This window comes from Mycobacterium sp. IS-1496, from assembly GCF_001499995.1.
Taxonomy (GTDB): domain Bacteria; phylum Actinomycetota; class Actinomycetes; order Mycobacteriales; family Mycobacteriaceae; genus Mycobacterium.
In genome coordinates, this window is the sequence record NZ_LQIU01000023.1 from 36,884 (window position 1) to 53,155 (window position 16,272).

Here is a 16,272-nt window from a genome sequence, read left to right on the forward strand (position 1 = left end):
CCGGGATGTTAAATGGTTCCCGTCGACGGAAGGAAGGCGACCATGCGCGCGGTTCAGATTGCCCAGTTGGACGGTCCGGGTTCGGTCCAGGTCGTCGATGTCGACGAGCCCGACGGCGCGGATTCGGTGCTGATCGACGTGCACGCCGCCGGGGTGGCGTTCCCGGACGCGCTGCTCACCCGGGGGCTCTATCAGTACAAGCCGGATCTGCCGTTCACGCCGGGCGCGGAGATCGCCGGTGTGGTGCGTAGCGCGCCTGCCGATTCGGGGGTGTCCGCGGGCGACCGGGTGGCGGGTCTGACGATGCTGTCCGGCGGGATGGCCGAAGTCGTTGCGCTGGCGCCGGATCGGGTGTTCCCGCTGCCCGACGCCGTCTCGTTCGAGGCGGGCGCGGGTCTGTTGTTCAACGATCTGACGGTGCACTGCGCGCTGCGCACCCGTGGTCGGCTGGCCCAGGGCGAGACCGTCCTCGTCCACGGTGCCGCCGGCGGAATCGGCACGTCGACACTGCGTTTGGCTCCGGCGTTCGGCGCCGGGCGCACCATCGCCGTGGTCAGCACCGAGGAGAAGATCCCGGTGGCGCGAGCCGCGGGCGCCGACGAGGTCGTGCTGGCCGACGGTTTCAAGGATGCGGTCAAGGAACTGACCGGCGGCCGTGGTGTCGACGTCGTGGTCGACCCGGTGGGCGGCGACCGGTTCACCGACTCACTGCGCTCCCTCGCCCCCGGCGGACGCCTGTTGGTGATCGGCTTCACCGGCGGTGACATTCCCACGGTGAAGGTGAACCGGCTGCTGCTCAACAACGTCGATGTCGTCGGAGTGGGTTGGGGCGCCTGGACATTCGCGCATCCCGGCTATGTGCGCGAACAGTGGGACGAACTCGAGCCGCTGCTGGCCTCCGGCGCGGTGTCGGCGCCACAACCCGATGTCTACCCGCTCGAACGGGCCGCGGAAGCGATTGCGGCGCTGGAGGACCGGACCGCGAAGGGCAAAGTCGTCATCACCCTGCGGTGAGCGCTCAGGAGGCGGCGAGGTAGTCCATCGGCGGACCGTCCGGGCCGACGGCGGCCTGGTCGGCGACCGCGGTCGCGACCTGCTGGCCGGCCTCCACCGTCGCGAAGACCGATACGCGATCGTCGACCGCGAACGACGCCGCCGGGCTGGCGGGCTGCCGGCGATCGGCCGTCACGGCATAGGTGTCCGGCGTGAGCCGGTAGGTCTGGATGAGGCCGTCGTCGCTACGGGTGGTGACCGAATCGGCGGTCACGGCGATGACCGTTCCGTTCTGGGTGACCGGTGCGCTGTCTGCGGCCTGGGGCGCCTGCGGCGCGGGGGCGGCCGGTTCGGGTGACGAGAAGTGCACGATCGCACCGGCGAGGACGCCTGCCGAGGCCACGGCGAACGACAGTGAGCCGCCCAAGACAACGGGCCAGTTCGTCGTGCGGTGTCGGGTCATCGGTTCGGGGGACCGGTGTCTTCCACTCATACCTCTCAGCTCCACGATGTTGTGCGTCTGACGGGTCTCTACCCCTGCGCTCGTTCATGCAAACCGCTTCACCCGCGATAAACCTTCCCGCACCGCCTCTGAGCTGGACAAACACGGGCGTCAATTCGTGTCGTGGCGGACCGCCTGCGCGTGCGCGCCTGCGTCGGAGGCGCCGAGTTGGTCGGCGATCGACACCACCAGACCGCCGAGCATGAACGCGATGATCGCGGCGGCCAGGGCGCCCGTGCCGAACGACGGGATGAACCGGCGGGCACCGCTGGGGTGCGTTGCGCCGTGGTGGTACTCGTGGGTCAGCGCATGGCCTTTACCTCGGCGGAGCAGGAAACGGTTGACCGGGTAGGCGGCGAGGAAGGCCGCGCCGAGGGCGATCATCATGCTCACCCAGAACACCGCGTTGACCAACCCGGCGTTCATCGCACCGGGGATGGCTGCCATGACGAGGTTGTCGACGATCTCCATGGTCAGGATCGACAGGGTGTCGGCAGCCAGCACCACACTCAGTGCGGCGCCGACCGTGAGACCGGCTCTGAGCAGCGGCAACGTCGACAGTGCGTAGCCGAACAGGAAGGCCAGCGCGACGGCGAGTCCGATGGTGGCCAGATTGCTCAACCCGGCGGCGGTTCCGATGATCAGGCCGAGGATCTCGCCGATGGCACACCCGGTGAGGCAGTGCAGTGTCGCGCTGAGCGCCATGGTGTTGACGCTGCCCTCGGCGTCGTGGCGGTCGTGTGTGTGCATAGCCCGCACCATACCCCCAGGGGGTATATGCGGCAAGGGTTCCGGTCGGTCAAAGCAGTCCGCTCGACGGCCGAGTGAGGCACGCTGAAGGGATGACGGCGGCCACGGCTCTCCTCGATGCGGTGGTCGCCCTCGGCGCGGCGCTCGAGCGCACCACGTTCCCCCTCCCCGCGCCGTCGGCATGGCCCGCGGACCGCGACCGCAGGCAGCTGAGCGGGCAGCTCTCGGATTACCTGATCCCGCGGCTGCGCAGTATCGACGCCCCGCTGCTTGCGGTGGTCGGCGGGTCGACGGGCGCGGGCAAGTCGACGCTGATCAACTCACTGGTCGGCGCCGACGTGAGCCAGTCGGGCGTCCTGCGTCCGACCACCCGCGGCCCGGTGATCGTGTGCCATCCGACGGATCTGCAGTGGTTCACCGACGACCGGATCCTTCCGCAGCTACCGCGGTCGGCCGGTCCGGACGGGCTGCGGTTGGCGCCCCACCCGGGCATCGGACCCGGCCTCGCGCTGCTCGACGCCCCGGACATCGACAGCGTCGTGAGCAGCAATCGCGAACTCGCGTCCACGTTGCTGGCCGCCGCGGACCTCTGGATCTTCCTCACCACCGCGGCCCGCTACGCCGACGCCGTCCCGTGGCACCTGCTGCACACAGCGCGGGACCGGGGCACGGCGATCGCCGTCGTTCTTGACCGCTGCCCACCGGAGGCCGTCCACGACGTGGCGAGCCATCTGCAGGACATGCTCGCCGCGGGCGGGCTCAACGGCGCGCCGCTGTTCGTGATCGCCGAGCAGTCGCTTCGGAACGGGCGCTTGAAGGAGAAGTCGATCGCGCCGATCCGCGCCTGGCTCGGCGGGCTCACCGCGGACGCCGAGCAACGGGCATCGGTGGTCCGCTACACCCTCGACGGTGCGCTGCGCAGCCTGGCCCCGCGAACGTACGCCCTGGCCGGTGCGGCCGACGAACAGGCCGAGGTCCGCGCGCAGTTGGAGTCGTGCGTGCGGTCGTCCTACGACGGCGCCCTCGGACGGGTCGACGAGGCGATCCGCGACGGCGCGATGCTGCGCGGCGAGGTGCTGGCGCGCTGGCAGGACGTGGTCGGCACCGGGGAGTTCCTGCGCCGACTGGAATCCCGCGTCGGCCGCGTCCGCGACCGGATGGTGTCCGCGATCACCGGCCGGTCCACCCCGGTGGAGGAATTGGGGTCGGCGCTGGAAAGCGGCATCGCCACGGTCGTGCGCGCAGCGGTCGAGGACGCCGCCGAAGCGGCCTACGCGTGCTGGGCGCGGCACCAGGCCGGCGCACTGCTGTTGACCGACGAACTGGCCCGGCCCGCACCGGGATTGCACGAGGCCGTCGAGCGGCTCGTGCGCGATTGGGAGGGGTTCGTGCTCGAACTCGTCCGCACCGAGGGTGCGTCGAAGCGCTCGGGGGCCCGGTTGGCGTCCTACGGCGTCAACGGCGCGGGGCTGGTCGTGATGCTGGCCGTGTTCAGCCAGACGGCCGGGTTGACCGGTGCCGAGATCGCGGTCGCCGGCGGGACGACCGTGGCCAGTCAGAAGGTGCTGGAGGCGATCTTCGGCGAGCAGGCCGTGCGCGGACTGGCCCGCCAGGCGCGTGACGAACTCCTCGCCCGCGTCGGCCAGTTGTTGGCCGAGGATTCCGGGCGGTATCACTGGATACTGGACTCGGCGGCGTCGGCGGTGAGCGGTGACGACCTGCGGGCGGCCGCGAATCACGTTGCCGCGGTGCTGCAATGAGCCTCGTCGAACGGCTGGCCGCGCTGTCGTCGGTGGCGGAGCTCGGTGCCGGCCGGCTGCCCGAGGACGTGCTCGCCGAGGTCCACAACCTCGACGCGCGGGCCGGAACCCGGTTGCGGTTGTCCGGCGAGCACACCGTCGTGGCGTTGGCGGGTGCGACCGGGAGCGGCAAGTCGTCGTTGTTCAACGCGATGGCGGGCGCGCCGTTGGCCCAGGTGGGCATCCGGCGGCCGACCACGTCTGCCACACAGGCCGTCGTCTTCGGACCGTCGCCCGCCACGGAACTCCTCGACTGGTTGGAGATTCGGAACCGCCAGGCCGGCGGCGACTCGGCCAACCCACACCTGTCCGGGCTCGTCCTGCTCGATCTGCCCGACCACGACTCCATCGAGGCGGCGCACCGCGCCGAGGTCGATCGGCTGATCCGGCTCGTCGACGCGTTCGTCTGGGTGCTCGACCCGCAGAAGTACGCCGACGCCGTGCTGCACGACGAGTATCTGCGTCCGTTGGCGCCGCACCGCGAGGTGATGGTGGTCGTGCTCAACCAGGCCGACCGACTCGCCCTGCCCGATCTGGCATCGTGCATGCACGATCTGCACCGACTGCTCGCGGAGGACGGCCTCACCGGCGTGCCGGTACTGGCCACCTCCGCCGTGAAACCGGACGGCGCCTCGGAACTGCACGAGTTCCTCGTCTCGACCGTGGCCGACCACCGGGCCAGGACGGCTCGGGTGAGCGCGGATCTCGACGCGATGGCCGCCCGGCTCACACCGCTGGTGCCCGCGCGTGGCTCCCAACCCGCTCTGCGGGACGCCGAGCGGCATCTGCGCGACGCCCTCGCCGGTGCGGCGGCGGTCCCCACCGTGGTCGACGCCGTCGGCCGGGCCCACACCCGCCGCGGTCTGGCCGCGACGGGATGGCCGCCGGTGCGCTGGATCCCCAAGCTCCGCCCGGATCCGTTGCGCCGTCTCGGTCTCGACGCCCCCGACACCCAGCGCGAGATCCTGCGGCGGACGTCGATGCCCTCGGGGTCCGCTGCGTCGCGCGCCGGCGTCGACAGCGCAGTGCGCGCGCTGGCCGACACCGCGTCGGACCAGCTGCCCGCACCGTGGCCGCGAATCATGCGGGAGGCGGCGCGATCTCACACCGAATCGGTCCCCGACGCCCTCGACCGGGCGGTCGGCGGGGCCGATCTCGGGATGACCCGGCCACCGCGTTGGTGGCGGCTGGTGGGGGCGCTGCAGTGGTTGCTCGTCGCGGTGGCCGTCGCGGGAGGCGTGTGGCTGGGCGCGCTCGCCGTGCTGGCGTACCTGCAGATCGACCTGGACGCTCCGTCGCTCGGTCCGTTCGCGCTGCCGACGGTCCTGCTCCTGGGCGGGCTCGCCCTCGGACTCGCCTTACGAATCCTCGTGCGGCCGTTCGTGGCAGTGGGTGCGGCGCGGCGGCGACGGAAGGTGGCCTCCGAGTTGCACCGACGCGTCGACGGGGTCGCCGAGGAACTGGTGTTGGCGCCGCTGCGAACGGAGCTGGAGCGCTACGGGCAGCTGTCGGCGGCCGTGTCCGGGATCAGTCGCGGACACTCACGCGTGCCGTAGCACCAGCATCTCGCCCGTGACGGCGCCTTCGGCCAGCAGGTCGGCGATCCGGCCGCTCTGCCGTTCGGCCAGCTGCCAGGCCCGCGATTCCCCGTGCCGCTCGGCGAGCGCGTCGGTGACCGCGTCGACGCGGTCGGTCCATCCCTGCGGGATGGCGGGAAGATCGGCTGTGCTGCGCCATTTCTCGATCCGGAGGCCGGCCCCGGCGATCAGCTCGATGAGTTCTGCGCGCGCCGGGAAGTGGTTGCCCTCGGGCTGTTTGGTCAACAAAGGCTCACGCGAGACGAAGGCGAGCAGCGCGATGCGGCCCGGCGGCCGCACGGTGCGGCGCATCTCGGAGAGCAGCTCGAGCTGGTGCGGGGTCGTGCACAGCACGCCCAGCGACCAGGCGGCGTCGACGCTGGCATCGGCCAGCGGCAGCGCCGACCCGACCGCACGGATCACGGGATACCCGAACAGGGTTCGCGCGGCGCGGCAGGCGCCCGCCTCCGGTTCGACGAGCAGGGGTCGCAGCGACACCGCTTCCGCGGCATAGGCGGCCGGTCCGCCGACACCGGCCCCGCAGTCGAGCAGCGAATCGTCCGACGTCAACTGCAACTGCTCGATGAGCCAGTCGAGGGCGGCCGGGCTGCCGCTGCCGCGGCACCCGGCCGGGATGTAGTAGTCCGGGCCCAGGTCCGCGGCGACCTGCGCCGTCCACTCGGCGACCGTGTCGAATTCGGCGTCCATCGCTTCCGTCATGCCCCCACCTCAGCTTTGACGAGCCGGCCGACCTCGGCCTTGATCTCCGCGCCCACCCGGGTGCCCGAGGCGGACGCCAGTCCGGAGACGTTGACGCCCTCGACACCGTCGATCGACAGCAGCGCCCGCGCCTCGGCGACGGCGGCCGCGATGCCGGCCGCCACCGGATCGGCGGCACCGAGGACCTCGTCGACCACCGACTGGTCGAGTTCGAGGCCCGGCAGCCCCTGCAGGACCGCGGCGGACACCACGTCGGTGAACACCGCCACCGCGGCGATCACCGGAATCGACAATCCGGCCGCCCCTGCCGTGGTCATGAACTCGGCGATGGACTCGGGGAACGGCACGTGGTTGAGCACGGCGAGGCTCGCTCCGGCCCGCTGTTTCTCGACCAGGCGGGCCGGCCGGGCATGCACCGGCGGTGCGGTCGGCGTCTCCGGGACGGCAGGCACCATGCCGACCGACGCGGCCAGCGACACCAGGCGGGGGCCGTCGAGGTCGAAGGTCTGGGTGACGTCCGGCCGCACGTCGTAGCCGCGGCCGTCACCGGTCACGCAGAGCACGGTGCCGACCCCGAGCGTGCGCAGACCGCGCAGCTCCTGCTCGAGGACCACGCGGTTGCGGTCGCGGCACGACAGGGTGATCCACGGCGTCACCCCGGCTTCGAGCAGCAGGCGGCCCATCAGAGTGGGTGGGAAATCCGGTCGGTTCTGGTGCTCGCCCACCAGCACGGCGTCACACGACTGCGCCAGGATGGCGGCGGTCGCCGCGACGTCGGACTCGTCGAACGGTGCGCAACTGAAGTCGGTGAGCACCAGCGGGGCCTGCGCCGGACGCGGTGCCGGTTCGACGCCCGACCACGGCACGACATCGGGGAACGCACAGGGGCCGTCGCGCATCTCGCACTGCCCGTCGGGCCGGACACCGCCGCAGGGGCCGAACTCCATGCGTTTGGGACAGTGCAGGTCCGTCGACAACGCCACCCCTCCGCAGTCATGTGTTCGCACGCCTGTACCCGGCGGGTGGGGATCCCAAGCGGAGCGGGCGCGACCCACGGCCAATGTGATCTGCATCACAGCGCCCTGGCGCGACCTGGGACCCTTCGGTTGCGTCACCGTAGGTTACGGTTGCGTACGTCTTCCGTGGTCACCGACACTTATCCCCATCTCGCAGGATCGGGGATGACCCATGGGCCACTACATCGCCAACGTGCGCGACATCGCGTTCAACCTCTTCGAGGTGCTGAGCCTCGGCGAGATCCTCGACTCCGGTGGCTACGGCGACCTCGACGAGGAAACGGCCCGGACGATGCTCGACGAGGTGGCCCGACTGGCGGAGGGCCCGCTCGCCGACTCGTTCGCCGATGCCGACCGCAATCCACCGGTGCTCGACCCCGTGACCCACACCGTGTCGGTACCTCCGCCCCTGGCCGCATCGGTGCGGGCGGTCAAGGCCGCCGAATGGTGGCGCGTCGGCCTCGCCGAGGAGATCGGCGGCGTTCCCGCTCCCGCCGCGCTGGCCTGGGCGATCCAGGAGATGCTGGTGTGCGCGAACCCGTCGGCAGCGTTCTTCTGGGCCCTCGGGCCGACCATGGCCCAGGCGCTCGCCGTCGAGGGCACTGAACAGCAAAGGCATTGGGCCGCAGGCGGGCTGGAACGCGGCTGGGCTGCCACCATGGTGCTCACAGAGCCCGACGCGGGTTCCGACGTCGGCGCGGGTCGTGCCCGGGCGACAGCGCAACCGGACGGCACCTGGCACATCGAGGGCGTCAAGATCTTCATCTCCGGCGGCGATGTCGGGGACTCCGCCGAGAACATCTTCCACCTGGTGCTGGCCCGACCGGAGGGCGCCGGGCCGGGCACCAAGGGACTGAGCCTGTTCTACGTGCCGAAGTATCTCTTCGATCCCGATACGCTCGAACTCGGACCGCGTAACGGCGTTTTCGCGACCGGGCTGGAACACAAGATGGGCCTGAAGTCCTCGCCCACATGCGAACTCACCTTCGGTGCGCACGGCATACCGGCTGTCGGGTACCTCGTCGGCGACGTCCACAACGGCATCGCGCAGATGTTCACCGTCATCGAGCACGCCCGGATGACCATCGGCGTCAAATCGGCGGGCACACTGTCGACCGGCTACCTCAACGCACTCGCCTACGCGAAGGCCAGAGTGCAGGGCGCCGACATGACGCATATGACCGACAAGACCGCGCCGCGGGTCGCCATCATCAGGCATCCCGACGTGCGCCGCAGCCTGATGACGCAGAAGGCGTATGCCGAAGGGCTGCGGGCCCTGTACCTGTATGCGGCCGCTCACCAGAACGCCGATGTGGCACAGCATGTCTCGGGTGCGGATCCCGGAATGGCCCACCGCGTCGACGATCTGCTGCTGCCGATCCTCAAAGGTGTCGGCTCGGAGCGGGCCTACAGCATCCTCACCGAGTCACTCCAGACCCTCGGCGGATCCGGTTACCTGCAGGACTACCCCATCGAGCAGTACGTCCGCGACGCCAAGATCGACTCGCTCTACGAGGGCACCACCGCCATTCAGGCCCTCGACTTCTTCTTCCGCAAGGTCGTCCGCGACGGCGGCGCGGCGCTGGCGCATGTGACGTCTCAGATCAGCCACACCGTCGACACGGCCGACACCGGCCTGAAGAAGCAGGCCGAAAGCGTCCGCATCGCACTGGAAGACGTGCAGGCGATGACGACCGCGCTCACCGGCTACCTGCTCTCGGCGTCCGAGCATCCGCCGCAGATCTACAAGATCGGCATGCAGTCGGTGCCGTACCTGCTTGCCGTCGGCGACCTGCTCATCGGCTGGAGGTTGCTCGTGCAGGCGGACGCGGCGCAGAAGGCCCTGGCCCACCATCTGCCGGATGAACCCTTCTACCGAGGCAAGATCGCCACCGCGGCGTTCTTCGCGGCGAACGTTCTCCCCCACCTCACGGCGCTGCGCGGCGCCGTGGAATCGATCGATCTGGGCCTGATGGAGGTCCCCGACGCCGCGTTCTGAGCGCTGCGCGGCCACCTATACACCGCCGTTGTCAACACTTGTTGACACGACGCCGCGCCCCGCCTACCGTCGTTGTCAACACTTGTTGACTTACCTGTCGGGGGATTCCGCGATGACCGTCACCGCCATCCAGATCGGGCTCGACCCCGAGCTGATCGACTACTCCTCTCCGGACTTCGCCCAGTTCCCGAACCTGTCGAAGGAGACGCTGCGCGCCGCGAACGACAGAAACGTCGACGAGCTGCGCGCCGCCGGATACCGCGTCGACAACTGCCTGATCGGCTTCGGCGATGCGGGAGCCGACAAGGCCCGGATCTGGCTGAGCGCCAGGCACTATGACGCGGTGCTGATCGGCGCCGGGGTGCGCCTGGTCGCAGGCAACACCCTGTTGTTCGAGGCGATCGTGAACGCGGCCCACGTCAGCCAGCCCGGCTGTCGGTTCGTCTTCAACCGCGAGGCCAAGGCCACCCCGGACGACATCCGCCGGTACTACCCCGACCCGGAGGGGGAACTCCGGTGACCGCCACGGTCGACGTCGTCATCGTCGGCGCCGGGCCGACCGGCCTGACCGCGGCGGGGGATCTCGCGCGCGCCGGCCGCACCGTCGTGGTGCTCGAGAAGCGCCCCGCGCCGAACCCGTCGAGCCGGGCGTTCGCCACCATGGCGCGGACATTGGAGGTTCTCGACGCACGGGGCCTCGCCGACGACCTGATCGCGCGCGGGCACCGGGCGCCGGGGGTGTCGCTCTTCGCCGGCGCGCGGATCGACCTCGGCCACCTGGACTCGCCGTATCCGTTCGTGTTGGTCACGCCGCAGACCAACATCGACAGGGCCCTCGAGGGCTACGCGCGGGACCACGGCGCCGCGATTCGTCGGGGCGTGGAGGTCGTGGGCATCGATCAGGACGCCGACGGTGCGACGGTCACCGCCCGGACGCCGGAGTCCGCAGACGACTTGCACTGGCGCGCAGGTTATGTCGTCGGCGCGGACGGAGCCCACAGCGCGGTGCGCACGCTGCTGGGTGTCGACTTCCCGGGGAAGACCATCCTGTCCTCGCTCGTTCTGGCCGACGTCAAGCTGGCCGACGGCCCCGCCGGCAGGGGTCTCACCGTGGGCAGCACCCGCGACGCGCTCGGATTCCTGGCCCCCTACGACCGCCGCGACACCGACGAGTCCTGGTATCGGGCCATGGTGTGGGACCGCCACCATCAGGTTCCCGACGACGTGCCCGCCGACGGCGCCGAGGTCGGCCGGGTGCTCGCGCGGGCGTTCGGCGCCGACCCGGGCCTGGTGGATGTCAGCTGGACGTCGCGCTTCCATTGCGACGAAAGGCAGGTCACGCAGTACCGACACGGGCGCGTGTTCCTGGCCGGCGACGCCGCGCATGTGCACTCCCCCATGGGCGGGCAGGGCATGAACACCGGCATCCAGGACGCGGCAAACCTCGCGTGGAAGATCGACGCGGTCCTCGCCGGCGCGGCCGATGCCCTTCTCGACACCTACCACGCCGAACGGCATCCGATCGGCCGACGGGTGCTGCGGCAGTCCGGGCTGATGGCGCGGGGCATCACGCTGCGCCCACGGGCGGCGCGGTGGCTCCGAAACCTGTTGGCGCCGGGGCTGCTTCGGATTCCGGCGATTCGTGACACCGTGGCGGGCAGTTTCGCCGGAACCGGCCTGCGCTACCCCGGCACCGGTCTGGTCGGTACCCGTGCCACCCAGATCCCGTTGTCCGGGGGACGGCTCACCGAACTACTCCGCAGACCGGGTTTCGTGCTCGTCCGCGAAAGAGGTGCCGCCGTCGTGGACTCGTTCGACGGACAGCAGGCCGAACGCAGCGACGACGGCCCGGCCGTGCTGGTGCGCCCCGACGGCTACATCGCGTGGGCCGGCGACTCGGCGGACGAAGAATGGGCAGCTGCGCTGCCGCTGACGGCGAGCCTTAGTGAATGTGGCTCCCGCCGTTGATGTCCACGGTCGTCCCGGTCAGGTAGCCGGCGTCCTGACTGGACAGGAACGTGATGACCGCGGCCACCTCGTCAGTGGTGGCGGTGCGACCCACGGGGATGTCGGCGGCCAGCCTGGCTTCCTGCTCGTCGGTGGAGCCGACGCGGATGTTGGTGTCGACGGCACCTGGTGTGACGGCATTGACCGTCACGCCGGTGTCGGCGATCTCGCGCGCCAGTGACTTGGTGAAGCCCAGGATCGCGGCCTTGGCCGACGAATACGGCACCTTGCCGAACACCCCGCCGCCGCGCTGCGCGGACACCGACGACATGTTGACGATGCGGCCCCAGCCCTGGTCGACCATGGCGGGCAGGAAGGCCTTGGAGACGAGATAGGTACCGGTGGCGTTGACGGCCATCACCTTGTTCCACAGCTCGAGCGTCGTCTCCAGGAACGGGACGGGCGAAGTGATCCCGGCGATGTTGGCCAGCGCGCCGACCGGGGGCAGGTTCCCCGAGGCGACTTCGGCGGCGACGGCGTCGTACGCCGCGGTGACCGAGTCCTCGGAGGTCACGTCGACGGCGTGGCCGAACGCCGGCACCGCGTACCGGTTGCCGATCTCGGCGGCCACCTTCGCCGACTTCTCCCCGTCGAGGTCGAGGACCACGACGGCCCAGCCCTCGCGGGCGTAGCGCTCGGCGACGGCCATGCCGATGCCCTTGTCGGAGGTGGCTCCGGTGATGACGGCGGTCTTGTTCTGCATGGGGTCTCCTCAGATCAGTTCGGAAATGAAGCGCCCGGCGCGGATCGCCGCGGCGGGGCGTTCGTCATGGGTGATGTCGCGCGTCTCGAGTTCCAGCGAGAAATGCCCGTGATAGCCGGCGTCGGCGAGGGCCTTGAGCCCCCGGGCGAAATCCACCGCGCCGTTGCCGACCGAGAAATTGATGTTGCCGGGCACCGCGTCGCGGATGTGGACGTGGGCGATGCGGGGCCCGAACCGGTCGACGAAGTCGACGGGGTCCGCACCGGAGGCCACGATGTGGCTGAAGTCCATCACGATGCCCACCTCCGGTCCGAAGCGGTTCGTGAGCGCATGCGCCCGATCGACGTCGCAGCACAGGCGATGGAAGTGCAATGACTCGGTCCACAGCTCGACGCGTCCGGCGGCGGCCACATGTGCGGCTGCGACGAGTCCGTCGGCGACCCGGTCCAGGTCCTCGTCGAGTGAGCGCAGCGGTTCGTGGCTGAGCGCGCCGCAGGGCAGCACCACCGCCCGGGCGCCGGTCCCCGCGGCGAGTGCGATGAGCATGTCCAGGTGGCGCGTGCGGGCCCGCTGTTCGGCCGGCGTCAACGCGGCGTTGAGGTCTCCGACGTCGCCGTTGATGGACCGCACGCGGAGCCCTGAGGCTGCGACCACCGCGGCGACGTCGGCGACGGCGGACTCATCGAGGACGTAGGGCACGTGGTCGCAGACGCCGGGGAGCGCACCGAGGTCAATCTCGGTGAAGCCCAGGCCGGCGATGGTCTCCAGAGCCTGCGGTAGGGCCTGGTGCCGAAAGCTGATCGTCGAGCAGCCGAGACGCGAGTGGAGCGTTGTCGGGGTCATGTCACCTCCTGTGATGGTGACCACACTAGCTGCGTTGACTGTTAACAGTCAACTCACAACATCCACAGCGTGTTGACTGTTGACAGTGAGGTGTGCGCGTGGTCACACTAGGAGACGTATCGCACTGTTGACCGTCGACAGTGATGTGGATCGCCGGTTGCAAGACCAGCTAGCGCAGCATTTGAAAGGATGACCACCATGAGCGATGACGCTCTGACGATGCGAGGCCCGGTGAACGGCACACCGGATGCCAAGCGGGTCGCGATCGGTTCCGGTGTCGGCGCAGTGATCGAAACCTACGACTTCATCGGGTTCGGCACCGCGGCCGCCCTCTACTTCGGCACCGCCTTCTTTCCCAACTCCAGTCCGGTCGCCGGAACGCTCGCCGCCTTCGCCACGCTCGGTGTCGGCTTCGCCGCTCGTCCGCTCGGCGGCATCATCGGCGGTCACCTCGGCGACAAGGTCGGCCGCAAGCCCGTGCTGGTCGCCTCGCTCATCGTCATGGGCCTGGCCACCTTCGCGATCGGCCTGCTGCCCACCTACGCCGCGGTCGGCGTCCTCGCCCCGATCCTTCTGGTGACCGTCCGCATCATCCAGGGCTTGGCGTTCGGTGCCGAATGGGGCGGCGCGATCCTGATGAGCTACGAACACGCGCCGTGGAAGCAGAAGGGCCGCTACACCGGCATCGTGCAGGCCGGGTTCCCGGTCGGACTGCTGCTGGCCAACCTGGTCTTCCTGGTCAGCGTTCACCTCGGCGGCGACTGGGCCTGGCGCGTACCGTTCCTCGCGAGCATCGTGCTCGTCATGGTCGGCCTGGTCATCCGTGCCAAGGTTCCCGAGTCCCCGGTCTTCGAGGACGTCAAGAACGAGGGCAAGGTCGTCAAGGCGCCGATCGTCGAGGTCGTCAAGAAGGATTGGCGCAACATCGTGCGCGGTATCGGCCTGCGCATCGCGGAGACGGCCGGCTACGCCGTTTCCATCACCTACATGATCAGCTACCTCAAGAGCGCGGGCGTTGCCACCGCCACGGAAACCCTTGTGGCGCTGTGCATCGCCTCGTTCCTCGGGATCTTCGCGACGATGGCGTGGGCCCGGTTGACCGACCGGATCGGCCGCCGCCCCGTCTACATCGGCGTGTGCGCGTTCGCGATTCCGTTCGGCGTGCTGATGTTCGTCCTGGTGAACACCGGTCTGATGCTGCTCATCATCGCCACCTTCGCCGTCTCGTACGGCGTCTGCCAGAACGCGCTCGCCGGCGCGCAGGGCGCCTGGTTCCCCGAGCTGTTCACCGCCAACACCCGCGCCTCGGGGGCGTCACTGGCCTACCAGATCTCGGCCATGGTTTCCGGCTTCACGCCGTTCATCACCACCCTGCTGTACGAGGGGTTCGGCTGGGTGGGTCCGGCGCTGCTGTTCTCCGGTTACGCCGCGATCGGACTGTGGGCCGCACTCGCGACGCGCGAGACATGGGGTCCCGCCGAACGCAAGGCCGCCGACAAGGCCGTCGACGCCCAGTCACACGCGCTGGCCGCGTGATGCGGGCTCAACGAGTGGCCGACGCTGCCTACCGGATGCGTCACCACGCCCTCAACATGGGCGAGGCCCAGGGCCAGGGCTATGTCGGCCAGGCACTGGGAGCCGCCGACATGCTCGCCACCGTCTACGTCGATCAGCTCAACTACCGAGCGGACGACCCTCACTGGGAGGGACGCGACCGGTTCCTGCTTTCGACCGGGCACTACGCCATCGGCCTGTATGCGGCCCTCGCGGAGGCCGGCATCGTCGAGGTCGAGGAACTGGAGAGCTACGGGTCGGACGACTCGCGGCTGCCCATGTCCGGAATGGCCAGTTACACACCGGGTATGGAGATCTCCGGCGGGTCGCTGGGCCACGGTCTGACGGTGGCGGTCGGGATGGCCCTCGGACTACGGCATCAGGGCTCGCCGGCGCGGGTGATCAACTTCCTGTCCGACGGGGAGCTCGACGAGGGGTCGACGTGGGAGGCCGCGATGGGCGCCTCCCACCATCGGCTCGGCAACCTGATCGCCATGGTCGACATCAACGCGCTGCAGGCCGACGGGCCCACCGCCGGGGTGCTGCGCACCGAACCCGTCGCCGACAAGTGGGCGGCGTGCGGCTGGTACGTCCAGCGTGTCGACGGCAACGACGTCGAGCAATTGCTGGGGGCCTTCGACCGCATCGCCGCCGAGGCCGACCGCCCGTCGGTCATCCTGTGCGACACCAGGATCGGCCGCGGTGTGCCGCTGCTGGAGAACAGAGAGAAAGCGCACTTCATGCGCATCGACGCTGACGAGTGGCAGATCTGCCGCGATCAGCTCACCGAAGGTTTCCGAGGAGTGCCCGCATGACATCCGTTGCGCCACAGAAGCTCAAGACGTCGGCGATGATCGCGTCGTTCGCCGACCCGGGCCAGAAGACCGCACCAGCACCGTTCGGTCACGCACTGGTCCGCGCCGCCCAGGAGAACGACCGGATCGTCGGCCTGACCGCGGATCTGGGCAAGTACACCGATATGCACATCTTCGCGAAGGCGTTCCCCGGGCGGTTCTTCCAGATGGGGATGGCCGAGCAGTTGCTGTTCGGGGCGGCCGCGGGGATGGCCGAGACGGGTTTGGTGCCGTTCGCGTCGACGTACGCGGTGTTCGCCGCCCGCCGCGCCTACGACTTCATCTGCCTCGACATCGCCGAACCGAATCTCAACGTCAACGTCGTCGGCGGGTTGCCCGGCCTCACGACCGGATACGGTCCGTCGCACCAGGCGACCGAGGACATCGCGATTTTCCGGGGAATGCCGAACCTGACGATCGTCGACCCCTGCGATTCGGTCGACATCGAACAAGCCGTCCCACAGCTGGCCGACCATCCCGGACCCACCTATCTGCGGCTGCTGCGCGGCAACGTGCCGACGGTGCTCGACGAGTACGACTACCGCTTCGAGCTCGGTAAGGCGAAGGTGCTGCGCGGCGGCAACGACGTCGTGCTGATCTCGTCGGGCCTGATGACGATGCGCGCGCTGCAGGCCGCGGAGCGGTTGGCCGGCGACAACGTCGACGTGGCCGTGGTGCACACCCCGACGATCAAACCCTTCGACACCGAAACCGTTCTCGCGCAGGTCGACACCGACCGTCTAATACTCACGTGCGAGAACCACACCGTCGTCGGCGGCCTTTTCGAGACGGTGGCATCGGCCGCGGTGAGGCGGGGAGTCGGCAGATCGATCACCCCTGTCGCGCTGCCCGACGAGTTCCTCGCGGCCGGCGCTCTGCCGACGCTGCACGACCGATACGGCCTGTCGACCGCGCAGATCGTGGCCACGGTACGTGCCCGGCTGTAGCATTTGAT

15 protein-coding genes are annotated in these 16,272 nt (G+C 69.7%); 9 read left to right on the forward strand and 6 right to left on the reverse strand.

The window, feature by feature from the left end:
- Positions 1 to 42 precede the first annotated feature (42 nt).
- A complete protein-coding gene (locus tag AU195_RS13340) occupies positions 43 to 1,014 on the forward strand; it encodes an NADPH:quinone oxidoreductase family protein (RefSeq protein WP_059159715.1) in 972 nt (323 codons plus the stop codon).
- A 4-nt stretch (positions 1,015 to 1,018) separates the two neighbouring features.
- On the opposite strand, the gene AU195_RS13345 is transcribed toward AU195_RS13340, so the two are convergent.
- Both AU195_RS13345 and AU195_RS13350 read right to left on the reverse strand, forming a co-directional pair.
- Entirely contained in the window at positions 1,019 to 1,486 is a 468-nt protein-coding gene (locus tag AU195_RS13345) for a hypothetical protein (protein ID WP_059159551.1), read from the reverse strand.
- A 120-nt stretch (positions 1,487 to 1,606) separates the two neighbouring features.
- Positions 1,607 to 2,245 (reverse strand): DUF4396 domain-containing protein, encoded by a 639-nt coding sequence (locus AU195_RS13350; RefSeq protein ID WP_286149232.1) that lies wholly within the window; start codon positions 2,243 to 2,245, stop codon positions 1,607 to 1,609.
- A 92-nt stretch (positions 2,246 to 2,337) separates the two neighbouring features.
- Here AU195_RS13350 and AU195_RS13355 point away from each other — a divergent pair, with 92 nt between their 5' ends.
- Positions 2,338 to 4,005 (forward strand): dynamin family protein, encoded by a 1,668-nt coding sequence (locus tag AU195_RS13355; RefSeq protein ID WP_286149233.1) that lies wholly within the window; start codon positions 2,338 to 2,340, stop codon positions 4,003 to 4,005.
- The gene (locus AU195_RS13360; RefSeq protein ID WP_059159552.1) at positions 4,002 to 5,600 is read left to right on the forward strand and encodes a GTPase family protein; all 1,599 of its coding nucleotides are present in this window, start codon (positions 4,002 to 4,004) and stop codon (positions 5,598 to 5,600) included. The genes AU195_RS13355 and AU195_RS13360 overlap by 4 nt, the downstream gene beginning before the upstream one ends.
- Here the strand turns inward: AU195_RS13360 and AU195_RS13365 are convergent.
- Positions 5,586 to 6,341: a class I SAM-dependent methyltransferase gene (locus tag AU195_RS13365; RefSeq protein WP_059159553.1), complete on the reverse strand. Its 756-nt coding sequence runs from the start codon at positions 6,339 to 6,341 to the stop codon at positions 5,586 to 5,588. The genes AU195_RS13360 and AU195_RS13365 overlap by 15 nt on opposite strands.
- The gene (locus AU195_RS13370) at positions 6,338 to 7,288 is read right to left on the reverse strand and encodes a methylenetetrahydrofolate reductase (RefSeq protein ID WP_059159554.1); all 951 of its coding nucleotides are present in this window, start codon (positions 7,286 to 7,288) and stop codon (positions 6,338 to 6,340) included. Before AU195_RS13370 ends, AU195_RS13365 begins: the two co-directional genes overlap by 4 nt.
- A gap of 241 nt (positions 7,289 to 7,529) precedes the next feature.
- Between AU195_RS13370 and AU195_RS13375 the strand changes: the two genes are divergently transcribed.
- From AU195_RS13375 to AU195_RS13385, 3 genes are all read left to right on the forward strand, one after another.
- Entirely contained in the window at positions 7,530 to 9,356 is a 1,827-nt protein-coding gene (locus tag AU195_RS13375; RefSeq protein ID WP_059159555.1) for an acyl-CoA dehydrogenase, read from the forward strand.
- Between the two features lie 112 nt (positions 9,357 to 9,468).
- The gene (locus tag AU195_RS13380) at positions 9,469 to 9,876 is read left to right on the forward strand and encodes a hypothetical protein (protein ID WP_059159556.1); all 408 of its coding nucleotides are present in this window, start codon (positions 9,469 to 9,471) and stop codon (positions 9,874 to 9,876) included.
- Complete coding sequence (locus AU195_RS13385; protein WP_059159557.1) at positions 9,873 to 11,324, forward strand: FAD-dependent oxidoreductase; 1,452 nt, start codon at positions 9,873 to 9,875, stop codon at positions 11,322 to 11,324. The genes AU195_RS13380 and AU195_RS13385 overlap by 4 nt, the downstream gene beginning before the upstream one ends.
- Here the strand turns inward: AU195_RS13385 and AU195_RS13390 are convergent.
- Both AU195_RS13390 and AU195_RS13395 read right to left on the reverse strand, forming a co-directional pair.
- Positions 11,299 to 12,066: an SDR family NAD(P)-dependent oxidoreductase gene (locus AU195_RS13390; RefSeq protein ID WP_059159558.1), complete on the reverse strand. Its 768-nt coding sequence runs from the start codon at positions 12,064 to 12,066 to the stop codon at positions 11,299 to 11,301. The two genes, AU195_RS13385 and AU195_RS13390, sit on opposite strands and share 26 nt — an antisense overlap.
- Positions 12,067 to 12,075: 9 nt before the next feature.
- A complete protein-coding gene (locus AU195_RS13395) occupies positions 12,076 to 12,909 on the reverse strand; it encodes a sugar phosphate isomerase/epimerase family protein (RefSeq protein ID WP_059159717.1) in 834 nt (277 codons plus the stop codon).
- A 198-nt stretch (positions 12,910 to 13,107) separates the two neighbouring features.
- On the opposite strand from AU195_RS13395, the gene AU195_RS13400 reads away from it, so the two are divergent.
- Genes AU195_RS13400 through AU195_RS13410 form a run of 3 tightly spaced genes read left to right on the forward strand, consistent with a single transcriptional unit; the run spans position 13,108 to position 16,264 of the window.
- Positions 13,108 to 14,445, forward strand: coding sequence for an MFS transporter (locus AU195_RS13400; protein WP_059159718.1), 1,338 nt, complete (start codon positions 13,108 to 13,110; stop codon positions 14,443 to 14,445).
- Complete coding sequence (locus AU195_RS13405) at positions 14,445 to 15,278, forward strand: transketolase (protein WP_059159559.1); 834 nt, start codon at positions 14,445 to 14,447, stop codon at positions 15,276 to 15,278. The genes AU195_RS13400 and AU195_RS13405 overlap by 1 nt, the downstream gene beginning before the upstream one ends.
- A complete protein-coding gene (locus tag AU195_RS13410; protein WP_059159560.1) occupies positions 15,275 to 16,264 on the forward strand; it encodes a transketolase family protein in 990 nt (329 codons plus the stop codon). The genes AU195_RS13405 and AU195_RS13410 overlap by 4 nt, the downstream gene beginning before the upstream one ends.
- The last annotated feature ends 8 nt before the right edge of the window (positions 16,265 to 16,272 follow it).